This is a genomic window from Nesterenkonia sp. E16_10 (assembly GCF_017347085.1).
Classification (GTDB): Bacteria; Actinomycetota; Actinomycetes; order Actinomycetales; family Micrococcaceae; genus Nesterenkonia.
The window spans coordinates 77,535-94,015 of record NZ_JADPSA010000002.1 but is presented as its reverse complement, the minus strand read 5'-3'; the positions used below and the strand labels follow the sequence as shown (position 1 = coordinate 94,015).

Here is a 16,481-nt window from a genome sequence, read left to right as displayed (position 1 = left end):
GCTCACGGGTGGAATGCACCGAGTTTTGCAGCTGCGGCCCCATCTGTGGGGCGCTAACGGGTGGAATGCACCGGGATTCGCCGGTCATTCCACCCGTTGGCGGCCCCGGGACGAGGGTTTTAGCCCAGGCCGCTCAGCTCAGGCAGCTCAGCGGGCGTCCTCGCGGATCGTGCCGTACTCCAGGGCGCCCCAGAAGTCTCCGCGCACATAGCGCTGCTCGGGCTCCGGGTTGTGGTCGAACGACCGTTTCCGCCCCATGCTCAGGGCTTCGGCGACGAGCCGGCGCTGATCCTGACTCTCCAGGACCCCGGCCTCCAGCGCCTCCATGTCATAGCGGGAGTCCAGCTCGCCGCGCAGCCGCGCCACGGTCCCTGCATGGTGGCCCTCGCGGGCCGCGTTGTGCAGCTCATGGGGGTCCGCGGCGAGGTCGAAGAGCTGCTCAGGGTCGCCCGGGCAGAGCACGTACTTGTACTGCCCGCTGATGATGCTCAGCTGCGGCCGGTAGGTGCCCTCGGCGAGGTACTCGATGATCACCGGGCGGTCCTTGGGCCCGATGTCGCCGGTCTGCTCGCGCCTGGCGATCCCGAAGACGGAGTCCCCGGCAGTCTTCGGCGAGGGGGCTCCGGCCAGGTCCACCAGGGTGGGCATCAGGTCCAGCAGCGAGACCGGGGTCTGATACCGGCCTCGCGGCACCAGGTGCTCCGGGCCGTAGGCGATCAGCGGCACCCGAGAGGAGCGCTCATAGGGCGACATCTTGTACCAGAGGCCGCGCTCGCCGAGCATGTCTCCGTGGTCGGCGGTCACCAGGACCACGGTGTTCTCGCTGAGCCCCAGAGAATCCAGGCGCTCGCGGATCCGGCCCACGTGGTCATCGATGTAGCTCACCGCCGCGTAGTAGGCCCGCCGAGCATTGCGGACCTGTTCGATGTCCGGGTAGCGCTCGTCGAAGCCGCTCATCGCGCGGAGTCGATGGCTGTGTGGATCCTCCGCGATATCGGGCACCTCGGGGTGTGCCGGGTCAGGGATCTCGACGTCGGCGAACCGGTCCCAGTGCTCCTGCGGCGGCTCATAGGGGTCATGCGGGTGGATGAAGCTGCTCACCATCAGGAATGGCTGGGCGTCCTCACCGGCCGCGGCGGCCGCCTGGTTCGCGCGGACCCGGTCATTGAGGTGGCGCAGCGTGCGGAAACCGACCTCGTCGTCGAAGTCCTGCTGGACCGAGGCCTTGGAGACCCCGGCGGTGAAGACCGCGTCGGCGTCGTGATACCACTGCAGCTTCTGCTCCAGCGGCAGCGTCCAGTCCGGGACCATGTCCAGGTCAGCCGGGTAGACGTCGGTGGTCAGGCGCTCTTCGAAGCCATGGTGCTGGTCTGCCCCGACGAAGTGCATCCGGCCGACCAGGGCCGTGTGATAGCCGGCGTGACGCAGTCGATGCGCGAAGGTCGGCACGGAGGACGCGAAGTCATCCCCGTTGTCGAAGCAGCCCAGGTCAGAGGGCATCACCCCGGTCATCATGGAGGCGCGGGAGGGCGCGCAGAGCGGCGAGTCGGCACGGAGGACGCGAAGTCATCCCCGTTGTCGAAGCAGCCCAGGTCAGAGGGCATCACCCCGGTCATCATGGAGGCGCGGGAGGGCGCGCAGAGCGGCGAGTTGCAGTAGGCGCGATCGAAGACGGCTCCATCCTCGGCGAGAGCATCCATGTGCGGGGTCTTCGCGGCGGCGTCGCCATAGGCGCCGAGCGCCTGGGCGGCCATCTGATCAGCCTGGATGACGACGATGTTCGGAGGTGAGACGCTGTGGGGAGGTGAGACGGTCTCAGGAGGTGAGACGGTGGAGGAGTGCTCGGGTGGAGACACGGTTCCGGTGTGGTGTGAGATGTTCTGGTCGTCAGACATAGTGTGTCCCTCCTTCGTGATGAGCACTGAAACGAGCTTCTGTGCGCCCAGAAGTGCAAGCGGCGCGCTCTGCCAGGCTACAGGTCATCTTCCGCGTAATTCCGGGGATCCGACGGCCTGTGACGATGATCAGGAGACAGACAGGGGAGCAGCATGACCGAGGCACAGCACCGTTCCGAACCCGCGTCCTGTTGCAGCCCGCCACGCCCGAAGACCACCAGCACCAGCTCGAACGGCGCCGCGAGCACCACCCCGACGACGTCGGCCGCACCGGACTCAGCCGACAAGGCCGCGCTGGTCGCCCAGCTGGCCGCCACGGCCGCCTCCCAGCTGTCGATGATCGGGTTCTCCGCCGATGAATTCCGCATGGGCTCCGTGGACCCGCAGGCTTACCCGCAGGACGGTGAGGGCCCGGTCAGGTCCGTCCGCGTCGAGGCCTTCGCGATCAGCCCCACCACGGTGACCGTGGCACAATTCGCGCAATTCGTGCAGGCCACAGGACACCTCACCGACGCCGAGCAGCACGGGGACGCCCTGGTCTTCCAGGGGCTGCTCGCTCCAGAGCTGCGCGACGCAGCCCCGGCCCCGGAGGCCTCCGCCCCGTGGTGGCGGCAGTTGCGCGGCGCCGCCTGGTTCGCGCCCGAAGGTCCTGGGTCCACCGCCGCGGGGCGGGAGGATCACCCGGTGACGCAGGTGTCCCAGCGCGACGCGCAGGCATATGCCAGCTGGGTCGGGGCGCGGCTGCCGAGCGAGACCGAATGGGAGTATGCCGCGCGCGGCGGATTGGACCAGCAGCCCTACCCCTGGGGGTCTGAGCGGGACCCGCAGGGGCAGCGCAGGATGAACATCTTTCCAGGGGAGTTCCCCGAGGGAGTGGCCGGGGAGGTCGGCACCCGAGCGGCGGAGTCCTTCGCGCCCAACGGGTATGGGCTCTACAACACCACCGGCAATGTCTGGGAGTGGACCGCCTCGGGATTCACCAGAGCCGATGGCGGAGCGTCAGGGTCTTCGCGGTCCGGAGCGGATCCGGTGATGCGCGGGGGCTCCTATATGTGCCACAGCTCCTACTGCCGGCGCTACCGCACCTCGGCGCGCACCTCGGCCTCGGCGGACACCTCGCTGGGTCACACCGGGTTCCGGCTGGCGTTCACACCGGCCAGGCCGGGCTGACCTCCGCATCGGGGCGGGTACGGCGCAGGTACTCCTGCAGGTCCGCGGCCTGCCCGACCTTCCACCCGGCCTGGAGCCGGTGCAGCTCAGGCGCCGGGATCTGCAGCTGCGGGAACCGCTCGGCCTGCGCGCAGGCCACCTCCACGGCGGCCCAGGCGTCCGGGGTGGCCGAATGCGCGGCGTCGAGATCGACCTCATAGTGCAGGCACATCTGGCTCAGCGTGCGCTTGCCGCGGCGATACTTGTCCACCTGCTTATCGATCACCAGCGGGTCGATGACCCCGACCGGCTCGGGGAACTCGACCCCGTGGCGCAGCGCCTCCTGCTGGAGCACGGTGAAGTCATAGGGGGCGTTCATCACCACCACGGAGCTGCCCGCGGCGAACTCCTGCGCCAGGGCAGTGGTGATCTGAGCGACCGCCTCGGCCGCCGGCTGCCCATTGGTCTGCGCGTACTCGGTGGAGATGCCGTGGATCGCGGTGGTCTCGGCCGGGATCTCCACCCCCGGATCGACCAACCACTCCCGGGTGCGCACACGCCGACCACTCGGAGCGGGAGGCTCCACCACACCGGCTTTGGCGCTGATCTCGGCGCCGGCACTGACCTCGGCGTCGTCGAAGATCACCAGCGCCGCGGAGACGATCCGCGCCACCCGGGGATCCCGGGAGGTGGTCTCCAGGTCGAAGCCGACCCGGCGGCGGGTATGCCAGGACTCGCTGCTGGGAGTGATCTCGAAGAGGGTGGGGGTCTCGGCCATGGTTCTACGGTAGCGCGCGGGTCGGACATGGCCGCGGACATCACCCTGAGCCGCGGCAGCGCGGCTGCGCGGCTGAGCGGCGGCAAGGTTGCGTGGTCACGTGGGGATGCGCCATTGCGCCGCGACATGTCCGGGGCCTCTGATTGAATGACCCTCATGGAGTTCGATCAGTCCCAGCAGCAGGTGCTCGCCGCTGCCGAGCGCCCCGGACATGGGCCGATCCTGAGTTTCGGGGGTCCCGGCAGCGGCAAGTCGACGCTGGCGGCGGAGCTTGCGCTTCGCCATCTGGAGTCCGGGCAAGACTCCTCCCGGCTGTTGCTGCTCTCACCGACCCGCGCCACCTCAGCGGTGCTGCGCGAACAGGTGGAGGCGGCCTGGGTCGCCCGGGACACCAGCCCCCGCGGTGGGTCGCTCTCGGAACAGCCCTCCCGTTCCTTCGCCTCCTACGCCTTCTGGCTGCTGGGGGAGGCCCGGCGCCGGGAGATCCTCACCTTCACCGCGCGCCGACCCCGGTTGCTCTCCGGGGCCGAGCAGGACAGCATCATCCGCGAGCTGCTCAGCTCGGATCCCGAGAGCGGGATGCCGCCGCTGAGCTGGCCGGTCTCCTTGGCGGAGGCCGCGGACACCGACGGGTTCCGCAAGGAGATCCGCGAGCTCTTCGACCGTGCCGCGGAATACGGGGTCTCACCCGAACAGCTGCGCGGTCTGGCCGAACAATGCCGGCGCCCAGAATGGGCTGCCGCCGCAGAGCTCTACCAGCGCTACCGCGAGGACCTCGACGCCGGAGCCAACGCCGACGCCTTCGACCCGGCGGGGCTGATCAACGAGGCCTGCAATCTGCTCGAGGAGAACCCTGAGTTCCTGGAGACCGAGCGCGAACGGCTGCGCCGGATCATCGTCGATGACCTGCAGGAGGCCACCCCCTCGGTGTACCGGCTGCTGCGCCTGATCGGCGCCGGCGCCGACGTGCTGGCCTTCGCCAGCCCCGAGACCGCGGTGCAGGGCTTCCGCGGGGCACGCCCGGACAAGCTGCGCAGCTGGACCGTGGCCCCGCGCCGGGTCACCGCCGAGAGCGTGCTCGGGCTGAATCCCGAGACCGACGCCGAGATCGAAGGCATCGTCCGGCGCAGCATCTCTGGGTCGATGACCCCTGACCCGCACGGTGGCCTGCCCGGCGTCGAGCCCAGCGTGATGGTGCTCGAGGGCAACCACCGGATCACCGATGCGGTGGGTCGGGCCTACGCGCGGGCGCTGCGCAGGATCGCCCCGGCGGGACCCCAGCAGCCGCGCCAGCGCTGGCTGCAGCTGCTCAGCGAGACCACCGCGGAACAGGCCGACGCCGCGCCCGAGCCCACCGAGGTGGGGTCCTGCGCCGTGGAGATCGTGCCCGGGGACTACCTGGCCGAGCAGTTCGTGCTGCAGGAGGTCCTGGACCGTCACCACCGGCACGGTGTGCCCTTCGATGAGATCGCGGTCATCGCCCGCAACGGGGCCCTGCTCAAACGGCTGGTGCGGATGTTCCAGACCCAGGGCGTCCCGGTGCGTCAGTCCATGAGCGATGTGATCCTCAACCAGGAGTCCGCTGTGGCCCCGCTGCTGCGCGTCCTGCATCTGGTGACCGCTCGACCGGAGCCCGAGGCCGAGTACCCCGTGCCGCTTCCCGAGGTGCTCACCCTGCTGACCAGCCGGTACGGCGAGACCGATTCGATGACCCTGCGCAGTCTGCGCCAGGTGCTGCGCAGCCAGGAACGCCGTCGGCTGCGCGCAGCGGCCGACGTATCGGAACCGCGCAGCTCCGATGAGCTGCTGGTCGCCGCGGCGAACAACGCGGGGGATCCGGTCTTCGAAGCGGTCCGCACGCAGTCGCGCTTCCAGCATCTGACCCGCGGGCTGGAACGGGTCGCCGCGATGCTCGCCGCCGGACACGCCGCCGCAGGGCCCTCCAGCGGGCCCGAGGAGCTGCTCTGGGAGATCTGGAGCGCCGCCGATGTGAGCCGCCACTGGGCGGGTCTCACCCGGTGGTCCAGCGCCGAGGGCCGCCGGGCCGATCACGATCTCGACGCGGTGATGGCGCTGTTCCAGGCGGCGGAGCGGTTCTCCGACCAGAACCCGGGGGCCTCTGCGCTCGCGTTCGTGGACCACATCGAACGCCTCGAACTGCCCATGGACACCCTGGCCAAGACCTCCGCCGTGGACGCGGCGATCGAAGTCCTGACTCCTGCCAGCGCGGCAGGACGCGAGTTCGACACCGTGATCCTCACCGGACTCCAGGAAGGCGCCTGGCCGAACCTGAACCCACGCGGAGCGCTGCTGGGCAGCGGCCACCTGGTCGACGTCGTCGAGGGCCGCGCTGATGCCTCCGCCCAGTCCCTGCTGGTCAAACGGATGAACGTGCTCCAGGACGAATACCGGCTCTTCGCCTCCGCAGTCTCCCGAGCGAAGAACCGGCTCTACGCCGTGGCCGTGCACGCCCAGGAGGAGAGCCCCTCGATGCTGCTGGACCTCGTGGTCCCGCCGGGGGAGCGCACCGCCCGCAGCGGGGCGATCCCACGCCCGATCACCGCACACCGGCTGATCGCCGAACTGCGCCGCCACCTGGAGATCAGCATCCAGGCCGAACTCGACGACGCCGCCGCCGGCCTCGCCGAATCCAGCGACGCCGAATCCAGCGACGCTGGGTCCAGCGTCGTCGAGACCACCGAGACCCAGCGCCAGGCGGCGGCCCGGGCGCTCGCCGTGCTCGCCGAGGGTGGACTCATCGGCGCGGAGCCCGATACCTGGTGGGGCCTGCCGGAGCTCAGCACCACCGCACCGCTGCTGGAGCCAGAAGACCCCGTCCGGGTCTCGCCGTCCTCGGTGCAGAGCGCCATCGACGCGCCGCTGCAATGGTTCACCGGCGCCGCCGGCGGTGTTGAGGCCACCGACTTCAGCCGGATGCTCGGCTCGCTGATCCACGAGATCGCCGAGCACCACCCAGCGGAGACCGACCGCGAGGTGCTGGGTGCTGAGCTCGACGCCCGTTGGGAGAGCCTGGGCCGCGAGGAGGGCTGGGAGACCGAGAAGGACCGATCCCGCGCCCGGGTGATGCTCAAGAAGCTCGCCGGATACTTCGGCCACGTCCAGGGCCAGGGGCGCCAGGTGATCGCCCGCGAGCTGCAGGTCGAAGCCAGCCTGGAGATCCCGCTGCCCCCGGAGGAACCCGGCGGGGCCACCCAGATCAGGTCCGTGGAGATCCGCGGCGTGATCGACCGCGTGGAACGCACCGAAGCCGGTGAGCTCTTCGTCATCGATCTGAAGACCGGTCGCCACCAGCCGACCAAGGCCGAGATTCTCACCCACGGACAGCTTGGCTCCTATCAGCTGCTGGTGGCGCTGGGAGCGGTGGACCGCGCACTCGTCGAGACAGATGACGTTCAGGACCGCGTCCCTGTTGCGTCGGGCGGTGGCGCAGCGTTGCTCCAGGTGGGCACATCCGCGAAGGCCTCAAACCTGCAGCGGCAGGAGGCGCTCGACGCCGAGGCCAGCTGGCCGCTGGAACAGTTGACCCAGGCCGCCCAGGTGATGAGCGGTCGGGTGTTCTCGGCCTACCACTCACCGAATCAACAGCGCTGCCTGGTCGGCTCGCTCTGCCCGCTCTGCGAGAACACGAAACAGGTGACCCAGCCATGATGACCCTGGAGACCATGCGCTACAGCGCCCGAGACATCGCCGATGCGCTCCAGCGGGACACCCCCGCCGAGGACCGGCATTACCCCACCGCCGAACAGCAGGCCGTGATCGAATCCGGATTGGACCCGATGCTCGTCGTCGCCGGTGCCGGCTCGGGCAAGACGGCCACCATGGCCGACCGAGTGGTCTGGCTGGTCGCCAACGGGATCGTGCGTCCGGACCAGATCCTTGGGGTGACCTTCACCAAGAAGGCCGCCGGAGAGCTGCGCGAGCGGATCACCCGGAAGCTCGAACAGCTGCTGGAGGCGGAGCTGATCTCCCCGGCCGATGTGGTGCCGGTCGAGGTCTCCGACACCGTGGAACACGCGGACATCTCGGAACTGCTCGCCCCGGCGGTCTCCACCTATCACTCCTATGCGAACACCCTGGTGGCTGAATACGGTCTGCAGATCGGCCTGGAGCCCGAGACCCAGCTGATCGGGGAGGCCAAGGCCTGGCAGCTGGTGCATCGATTGGTCAGTGCCTATGACCGCGCCGAGGTGCTGGTGGAGGCAGAACAGTCGGCCGGCAACCTCGCCGGATACGTGATGCGCCTGGCCGGAGACTGCGCCGAGCACCTGCAGTCCCCGGAGGCGGTAGAGGCCCACCTCGACGTCGAACTGGCCCGAGTGGATGCCTGGCAGGAAGCCGGCGCCGAGCTCAAGGGCAAGCAGATCGATCTGGTCCGGGCGCTGCGGGTGCGCCGTGAGATGGCCGAGCTGGTCCGCCGCTACCAGGACAGGAAGCTGACCGAGGGGCTCATGGACTACGGGGATCTGCTGCGCTTCGCCGCGCAGATCGCCCAGGACGTCCCCAGCGCTGGGGAGGCCGAGCGGGAGAAGTACAAGGTGGTGCTGCTCGATGAGTTCCAGGACACCTCCTACGCGCAGCTCGCGCTGTTCAGCAGCCTCTACGGCGCCGGCGGCTCCGGCGGCGGAATGGGCCACGCGGTCACCGCCGTGGGAGACCCGAACCAGTCGATCTACGGGTTCCGCGGCGCCTCCGCCGGGCAGCTCTTTGACTTCCCCCAGTCCTTCCCCGCCGTGGACCCCGCCACGGGGCAGCGCCGTCCCGCCGCGCTGCTTCAGCTCACCATCGCCTGGCGCAACGGGGAGCGGATCCTCGATGTCGCCAACCGGCTGGTGATGCCGTTCGCCCCAGATGCCGCAGACTCACTCGACAAGCCGTGGCGCGCGCACAACGCGCACCTGCGCGGGCAGCTCAAACCGCTGAGCCCACCCGATGGCGCCCACACCGCCACCGTGCGCTACGGCTGGTACACCTCGGACATCGAGGAATCCCAGGCGATCACCGAACAGCTCAGTGCCGCGCTGCAGCCCGAGGCCGAGTCTGGGTCCCGACCAAAACCACAGCAAGAGGCCCCGAGCTGCGCGGTGCTGGCCCGAACCCGCGCCCAGCTGGAGACCATCGCCGAGCAGCTGCGCCTCGCCGGACTGGACTACGAGCTGGTCGGGCTCTCCGGGCTGCTGAGCACCTCGGAGGTGGCCGAGGTGCTCGCCTACCTCCGGGTCATTGCCGACCCCGGCCGCTCGGACGCGCTGATCCGGATCCTCGCAGGGGCCCGGTATCGGATCGGGCCCCGCGATCTGCTCCAGCTGCAGCGCTCCGCCCGAGATCTGGAGGGTCTGCGGCTGCGCGCGCCGGTTTCCGAGCAGCACCAGGGCAGCGGTCAGTCGGGGGAGGGAGTCACCGACGCGGAGGACCGGTATGAGTCCACCGAACTGGAGATGGACGAACGCGCCTCCCTGGTTGAGGCGTTGGAGCGTCTCAAGGACTCCCCGGACCATGCCGAGCGGCTCGGCCTCTCCGCAGAGGGGCACCGTCGGCTGCTGCTGGCCAAGGAACAGATCCGCCGGTTGCGCCAGTGGGCCACCCTGGACCTGGGGGTGCTGATCCAGCGCATCGTCAGTGACACCGGCCTCGACATCGAGGTCGCGGCGCGGCCGTGGGAGGAGCAGCACTATGCCGCCCGTCAGCTCGACGCGCTGATCGATCAGGCCGAGAGCTACGCGGCCACCGAGACCACCCCGGACCTGCGCAGCTTCCTAGACTGGCTGGACGCGGCGCAGGAGAAGGAACGCGGCCTGGAGCAGGCGGATGTGGAACCGACCCCGGGTGCGATCCAGCTGATGACCATCCACGCGTCCAAGGGACTCGAATGGGACGTGGTCGCCGTCGCCGGGCTGCGCGAGGACAAGTTCCCCAGTGCCAAGGCCGACCGGTGGACCGGCAGCAACGGCATGCTGCCGGCCCGGCTGCGCGGAGATCGACGCAGCATTCCGCAGTGGGAGTCTGAGCAGCCCGATCTGCGTTCCTGGGCCGTATCGGCGGGAGTGGGCGACTGGAAGCAGTTCACCGAGGACAACCGGGTCTTCACCCAGGACGTCAAGGACTTCAGCCGGGAGGAAGAACGGCGCCTGGCCTACGTCGCGGTGACGCGAGCGAAGAAGCTGCTGCTGTGCACCGGCGCCTGCTTCTACGGCACCTCCGCCGGCAAGGAGCCCTCAGAGTTCCTCGATGAGATCCGCGAGGTGGCCGATAGCTTCGGCGACGCTTCGGCGGCATTGGAGTGGGCAGAGATCGCCGATATGAAGGACAACCCGGTGGGCAACGACCTCTTCGGCGCCCAATGGCCCTATGACCCGCTGGCTCCGCTGCCGATAGGCCGCTACCGCCGGCAGGGGGCAGAGGGAGAGCAGACCACGCTGCCGCAGATCAACACGGTGGAGGCTCCAAAGGTCCAGCCCGGTCGCCGCGCCGCGCTGACCCGGGCCGCCGTGCTGGTGGAGCAGGCCATCGCCGACCGTGCGCAGCCCGGGACGACGTCCGGCGACGACGGAGCGGCGGCTCGACCGCTGACTCCCTGGGAGCAGGAGGCCGAATGGGTCGTGGACCGGGCGCGGGAGCAGCAGCGCGGGACCGGCAAGCCGCATTTCCCCGCGCACATCAGCGTTTCCAGCGTGGTGGGCATGGCCCGCAATGCCGAGTCCATGGCCGAGTTCGCCCGGCGTCCGGTACCGGTGAAACCCTCCCAGGCGGCACGCCGCGGGACTGTCATGCACGAATGGATCGAGGAGTTCTACGAGACCCGCAGCAGGCTGCCCGGTATCGAAGAGCCGCACCGCGGTGATGAGGACCTCGACGACGCCTTCGACCTCTCCACGGTCAAGGAACGCTTCGTGGCGACCGAGTGGGCGCAGCGACGCCTCTACGCGGCAGAGATCCCGGTCGAGACGTCCCTGGACGGTGTCGTGGTCCGTGGCCGGATCGACGCCATCTTCGGCAAGGACGACGCCGGCCAGGACCTCACCGCTGCCGACTTCGAGCGCTGGGAGCTGAAGTCAGCGGAGGAGCGAGATGCTCAGATGCAGCGGTGCACCTGGGACCTGGTCGATTGGAAGACCGGCATGGTGCCCACCGGTAAAGACCTGCGCGAGAAGCAGATCCAGCTGGCGGTCTACCGGCTGGCTTTCCATCGGCTCTATGGCGTGCCGCTGGAACAGATCGGAGCGTCGTTCTTCTACGTCGAGCATGGCGTCACCGTGCCCGGGACGGATCTTCCGGAGGAAGAAGCGCTTCAGGAGCACATTCGAGACGCTCGGCTACATTTTTCAGAATAGTTTTAATTCAGGAATCGCTGCCATAGTCTTGGTCCTCTCGATGCAGGCTCGTAGAAAGTGGAATATTCCATGACATTTCCTCCAAGTGAGCAAGAAATGTTGTTCCGTGAAGTGGCGTTTGAATGGCTCTACCGAAAATCTGACAAGGGCTCAAGGTCGCTTTCTCGGGACGAGATCGGCGACTTCAAAGCCGAAACCAATTCGTCGACGTCGCTCATCCAGCAACAAGGAATCTGGGTTCCCAAGGGTTTCTCGGGCGCGGTGTCAGTGACGACAACAGTGCCGAGTGGTCGGCAGGGTCGCTTGAGCTACGAGGACGTGCTCACTGACGGCTATGTGCAGTATTCGTTCCAGGCTACAAACGAGAAGCACAACGATGGGCTTCGTCGGGCAAACAAGTACTCAATCCCATTGATCTACTTCAGGGGAATCGCGGTCGGCCACTACGACGCCTACTTTCCCGTCTACGTCGACGAGATACGCGAAACGGACCGAAAGGCACTGCTCGATCTCAGCGGTGGAGCCCAAAGGATGGGGCGCGTCGATGTTGGGTTCCAGGAGACCACGGTCTCAGTGGGGCCTCGATACGGGGAACAGCTCGTTCGAACCCGACTTCACCAGCGAGCATTCCGATCAACGGTGATGCTTGCGTACAAATCTCGGTGCGCGATCTGCGCCTTGGGCCACGGACGCCTGTTGGATGCGGCCCACATCCTAAGAGACAGTCACGGAGGCTCCCCGGAAGTCCGTAACGGCCTCGCCCTGTGCAAGATTCATCATTCCGCCTACGACGCGAACATTCTGGGCGTGGACCCGGATTACCGGATTCACATTCGTAGCGACATCCTTCAGGAGGTCGACGGACCAATGTTGCGTCACGGTCTTCAGGAACGTGATGGAGAAGTTCTCAGGGTTGTTCCGAAAGCTGAAAATTTGAGGCCCAACAAGACAAGTCTTGCTACCCGATTCGAAGAATTCACGATTGCTGGCTAGAGCTGTTTCTACCGGCCCACGTACGCCGCATTAAAGAACGCCCGCTCGATCGCCACAACCCGCTTCCACCGTGCGGACAATCGCGCGACGTCGTCGGAGTCCAGCGGCGGTGCCACCCGGTTGAGCTCATCGATCAGGAACTGGGTCCACGCCCGAAAGTCATCACCGCGGTGCAGGTCGATCCAGCCGCGGTGCTTCGCCGCCTTGGGCAGCGGCAGATCGCGCTGGCCCCAGTCCAGATACAGCCACTCAGCGATCACCAGCACCACCAGCAGATCCGCGTAGTCGCGGGACTGCGCGACCTCCCACATCTGCCCGATGAACTCCGCGGTGGGGTCTGCGAGTTGAGGGCTGACCACATCTGAACTCGGCACACCAAGCTCGGCGAAGCTCTGCTGGAAGTACCCGTCCTCATCGGCGGCGAGCATCCCGAGCTGTGCGGCGAACCGCAGCCGCGCCGGCTTGGAATCGGTGGTGGCCACGCAGGCACCCAGCATCGCCACGAAGGCGTCGAAGAACTGGTAGTCCTGCACCAGGTAGCGAGCCAACACCTCATCGCTGAGCGTTCCGGCGAAGAGCTCGTCGATGAAGCGATGATGCACCGAGGCATCCCAATCTTCAGCCGTGGCCAGCCGCAGCGCGCCTGCGAAACTGTCCGCGGCGACGTCGGCGGTCGTGGAGAACGAGGTGGGGGAGCTCATGGGCTCAGCCTACTCACCCCGCACAGCCCCTTTCAGCAGGGTGAACCGGTCAGATCGCGGTGCGCGGAGTCTTCATCTTCCGGGTCAGGTGAATCGCGTAGAGCGCCACGCCCACGCCCAGCACCGCGGCACCGGCGCCCACATAGCTCGGGGCGCGCAGACCCATCTCGGCGGCGATCACCTGACCACCCACCAGGGCGCCCAGCGCGTTGGCCGCGTTGAATGCGGAGTGGTGCAACGAGGCCGCGAGCTGCGGGGCATCCGGAGCGGTGTCGATCAGGTGGGTCTGCATCGACGGGCCCAGCGCGCTGGCCGAGACGCCGACCAGGAACAGGAAGATCAGCATCAGCGCGGGGATGTGTGCGGTGGAGGCGAAGAGCACCATGAACACCGCCACCAGCGCCATGGCGATCACCACGGTGCCCAGCACGGACTTGTCCGCCGCCCAGCCGCCGACGAAGTTGCCGACCACCATGCCGGCGCCGAAGAGCCCCACGATCCAGGGCAGCGAGCTCTCGCTGAACCCGGTGATCTCGGTGCTGACCGGGGCGATATAGGAGTACAGCGCGAACATGCCGGAGAAGCCGACCACGGCGAGCATGATGCCCACCCAGAGCCGCTTGTTCTTCAGGCCCTTGATCTCAGAACGCATCGTAGCCTTGGCCGGGGGCATCTGCCGCGGCGCATAGCGGGCCACCGCGGCCATGGTGATCAGCGCCAGCACGATCACCGAGATGAACATCCAGCGCCAGCCGAACGCCTGACCCAGCGCGGTCACCACCGGCACGCCCAGCACATTGGAGATCGCCAGACCACCCAGGACGACGGCGATCGCGCGGCTGCGCTTGGCAGGGCCCGCCATCTCGGCCGCCATCAGCGCCGCCACGGCGAAGTAGGCGCCGTGGGGGAGTCCCGAGAGGAACCGGGCGACCAACATCGTCTCGTAGTTCGGGGCGAAGAAGCTCAGCACATGACCCAGCACGAAGACCCCCAGCAGCAGCAGCGCGTAGGACTTCCGCTCCCGCTTCGCACCCAGAATCGAGAGGATCGGCGCACCGACCACCACTCCGATCGCGTAGGCGCTGATCAGCATCCCCGCCTGCGGGATCGTGATGCCGAGATCAGCGACCGCCTCGAGCTGCAGCCCCATGATCGCGAACTCGGTGACACCGACGGCGAACCCGCCGATCGAGAGCGCGACGATGGCCAGCGCCACCTGTCTGCGGGTGTATTTGGGCCCGGAGGGGGCCGGGTGTGGTGAGCCGATGCTCGCTGAGGTCTGTTCCGCCGTGGTCATATCGTCATCCTGTGCTGCAGCCGGTCAAAGGAAGGGTGCGCCTGTCCGAGCGCGCGTGGAGCCTGGCCAAATCCGGGGAGCCGGGTGGAGACACTCACCCGACAACTGCGGCGCGGCGGGGATCATTCCCGGGGCGGCGCAGCCCCTCGTCGCTGAGGGCCCGCTGGCAGGGGTCCTGGACTTCGCGGCTCCTCGGCGGTGAGGAGGCCGAGCCAGGGGAATCAGGCGGTCGGTGGGCGCAGGCCCGGGTGCCGCTGGTAGATCGTGCCTTCGCCGGCTTCATCCGCTTCCGGGGAAGCTGCCGAATCGGCAGACGCCGGGGAGTCCGGGGAATCGGGGGATTCCGGCGAGTCAGGGGACGCTGGTGAGCTGGAGGGCTCACCGGCAGGAGCGACCGGCGCGGCGGGCTGCACCGGCTCTGGAGATTGCACCGGCTCAGCAGACCGCACCGGAGCGGCAGACTGCGCCGAGGACGCGGACTGGGCCGAGCGCGCCGACTGGGCGGAGGCGGCAGACTCCGTGGAGGCCGCCGAGCTGGCCGAGGCGACCGCAGGGAAGAAGTGCTTCTCCTTCGCCCGACGCTCGGAGGCCTCATCGGGGTGGATCGGGAGGTCGCCCTCGTCCTCTTCCTCGAAGATTCGCTCCGGCAGCGGCTCCTCAGCAGGGGGCTGGTCCAGGATCACCGGGATCGAGCCGGTGGGCTCATCCCCGGGAAGCGGCCGCGGCGCGAAGGTCGGGACCTTGCCGGTCTGATCAGGATCCTCGGGGACCTCGTCGCGGAGGTCCTCGTGGTTGGTCCTGCCGGAGGCCGCGGCGTCGGTGATCACGGCGGGCTCGTCGTCGTCCTCGCCGGAGTCTGCCCACTCGCCGGTATCGGCCACGGTCGCCGCGGCACCCGCGCGAGCCACGGGTCGCGAGTCTTGGACCTCGGCCGGTGCTGCGGTCTCTTCGCCCTCGGCGGGGGTCAGCGCGATCGGCTGCCCGCCATAGGTCTCGATGTCGGTCTTCAGCTGCTCCAGCAGGCCCCTGGCCTCGGCGATCATCTCAGGGTTCTCACTGGCGTGGCCGCGGACCAGCCACTGAGCCAGTGCGAACTCTGCGGTCAGCGCGGCGCGGCGCATCAGGTGCTCGTCGACCTCGCCGGTGCGGTGCCGCCGGTAGGCCGCAAGGACCTTCTCGGTGAACTCGGCATCTCCTGCGGCGGTGAGCCAGGCGAAGTCATCGGCCGGGTCCCCGCTGTGCAGGTCGGTCCAGCCGGTGACCGCCATGACGCGCTCGCCTTCGATGAGCAGCGAGTCTTCATGCAGGTCACCGTGGGTGACGGCGGGAGTGAAGCGCCACAGGTCGCGGTCCTCCATGGCGTGTTCCCAGCGGCGCAGCAGCAGGGCCGGGATCTCCCCGGTGGTCGCGGCCTGGTCCAGCTCGTTGAGTCGGCGCTGGCGGTAGCGCTCGGCGGAATAGCGGGGCAGATCGGCGTTGTCGACCACGGCCTCGTCGAGGTCGTGGATCGCCGCGATGGTGCGCCCGATGTCCTCGATCACGGCCTGCGGCTGCTGGGCGAGCGCGCTGAGCTCCAGCGAGGTGCCGGGCAGATGGTTGTAGACGAAGGTGCGCATCTCGCCGCGGCGCACGGCGCCGGCGACGGAGGGGACCCGGAAGGGCAGCTCGGCGCGGATGCCGGTGGAGAAGCCGCGCAGCACCTGCAGCTCGGTCTCCAGGCGCATCGCCGCTTCCTGATGCTGAGGGGAGCGGATCCTCCAACGGTGACCTTCGGAGTCGATCACGACGGCGGAGGTGAAGTCGCGGGCGTCGTCAGCCGCCGCAGCCACGCCGGTGGGGGAGAGCCCCGGCACTGCCGCGGTCGCCAGGGCCGCAAGTTCCATCGATGTCCATCGCACGAGGACCAGCGTATGGGGTCCGAGCGCCTACCCGGTGCCAGGCCACGCGGAATTCAATAAAATCACCCGGGATTGGTCCACAGAGGATCCTGTCGATGCGGCGACGCTCACTCTCCACATGGATCTCGTGGGTGCTCGTGGCAGCCACGAGCCCGGTACGGTGGAGGGTATGCATATGCACTCCCGGGACCCTGGCGAAGGCCTGCTCGTACTGCCCCAGGACGGGGCCCGGATCGACCGGCTCGACGCTGAGCGCAAACGCCCCGAATGGCTCAGCGAGATCTGGTCCACCCCCGGCACCCGGGTGCTGCGCCTCTACGGCCGTCGCGCCCGGCTCAGCGGGAACCGACTCGACTACGAGGTGGCCGCCGGGCCGCTGCCCGAGGGCGCCGTGGCGCTCGGCGCGGTGGACCCCGCCGAG

10 protein-coding genes and 1 pseudogene are annotated in these 16,481 nt (G+C 68.5%); 5 read left to right on the top strand and 6 right to left on the bottom strand.

Features of this window, described 5'->3' with window-relative positions; genetic code table 11:
- Positions 1-147 precede the first annotated feature (147 nt).
- On the bottom strand, positions 148-1,500 hold the full coding sequence (gene betC / locus I2487_RS01750) for a choline-sulfatase (protein WP_255545854.1): 1,353 nt from the start codon (positions 1,498-1,500) through the stop codon (positions 148-150).
- A gap of 11 nt (positions 1,501-1,511) precedes the next feature.
- Positions 1,512-1,895 carry a sulfatase-like hydrolase/transferase gene (locus tag I2487_RS01745; RefSeq protein WP_207172998.1) on the bottom strand — a complete coding sequence of 128 codons (384 nt, stop codon included), beginning with the start codon at positions 1,893-1,895 and terminating at the stop codon, positions 1,512-1,514.
- Positions 1,896-2,048: 153 nt separating this feature from the next.
- On the opposite strand from I2487_RS01745, the gene I2487_RS01740 reads away from it, so the two are divergent.
- A complete protein-coding gene (locus I2487_RS01740; RefSeq protein WP_207170570.1) occupies positions 2,049-3,065 on the top strand; it encodes a formylglycine-generating enzyme family protein in 1,017 nt (338 codons plus the stop codon).
- Here I2487_RS01740 and I2487_RS01735 read toward each other — a convergent pair.
- Positions 3,043-3,822, bottom strand: a complete 780-nt coding sequence (locus I2487_RS01735) for a 3'-5' exonuclease (RefSeq protein ID WP_207170571.1) — start codon at positions 3,820-3,822, stop codon at positions 3,043-3,045. The two genes, I2487_RS01740 and I2487_RS01735, sit on opposite strands and share 23 nt — an antisense overlap.
- 156 nt (positions 3,823-3,978) lie before the next feature.
- On the opposite strand from I2487_RS01735, the gene I2487_RS01730 reads away from it, so the two are divergent.
- Genes I2487_RS01730 through I2487_RS01720 form a run of 3 tightly spaced genes read left to right on the top strand, consistent with a single transcriptional unit; the run spans position 3,979 to position 12,164 of the window.
- Positions 3,979-7,491, top strand: a complete 3,513-nt coding sequence (locus I2487_RS01730) for an ATP-dependent DNA helicase (RefSeq protein ID WP_207172997.1) — start codon at positions 3,979-3,981, stop codon at positions 7,489-7,491.
- Positions 7,488-11,171 carry an ATP-dependent helicase gene (locus tag I2487_RS01725; protein WP_207170648.1) on the top strand — a complete coding sequence of 1,228 codons (3,684 nt, stop codon included), beginning with the start codon at positions 7,488-7,490 and terminating at the stop codon, positions 11,169-11,171. Before I2487_RS01730 ends, I2487_RS01725 begins: the two co-directional genes overlap by 4 nt.
- Positions 11,172-11,228: 57 nt before the next feature.
- A complete protein-coding gene (locus tag I2487_RS01720; RefSeq protein WP_207170649.1) occupies positions 11,229-12,164 on the top strand; it encodes an HNH endonuclease in 936 nt (311 codons plus the stop codon).
- Positions 12,165-12,172: 8 nt separating this feature from the next.
- Here the strand turns inward: I2487_RS01720 and I2487_RS01715 are convergent, their stop codons facing one another.
- From I2487_RS01715 to I2487_RS01705, 3 genes are all read right to left on the bottom strand, one after another.
- A complete protein-coding gene (locus I2487_RS01715) occupies positions 12,173-12,865 on the bottom strand; it encodes a TenA family protein (RefSeq protein ID WP_207170650.1) in 693 nt (230 codons plus the stop codon).
- Positions 12,866-12,914: 49 nt separating this feature from the next.
- On the bottom strand, positions 12,915-14,162 hold the full coding sequence (locus I2487_RS01710) for an MFS transporter (RefSeq protein WP_207170651.1): 1,248 nt from the start codon (positions 14,160-14,162) through the stop codon (positions 12,915-12,917).
- Positions 14,163-14,383: 221 nt separating this feature from the next.
- On the bottom strand, positions 14,384-16,060 hold the full coding sequence (locus tag I2487_RS01705) for a phosphotransferase (RefSeq protein WP_345941298.1): 1,677 nt from the start codon (positions 16,058-16,060) through the stop codon (positions 14,384-14,386).
- A gap of 169 nt (positions 16,061-16,229) precedes the next feature.
- On the opposite strand from I2487_RS01705, the pseudogene I2487_RS01700 reads away from it, so the two are divergent.
- Positions 16,230-16,481, top strand: a pseudogene (locus I2487_RS01700) (hypothetical protein); the annotation flags it as partial.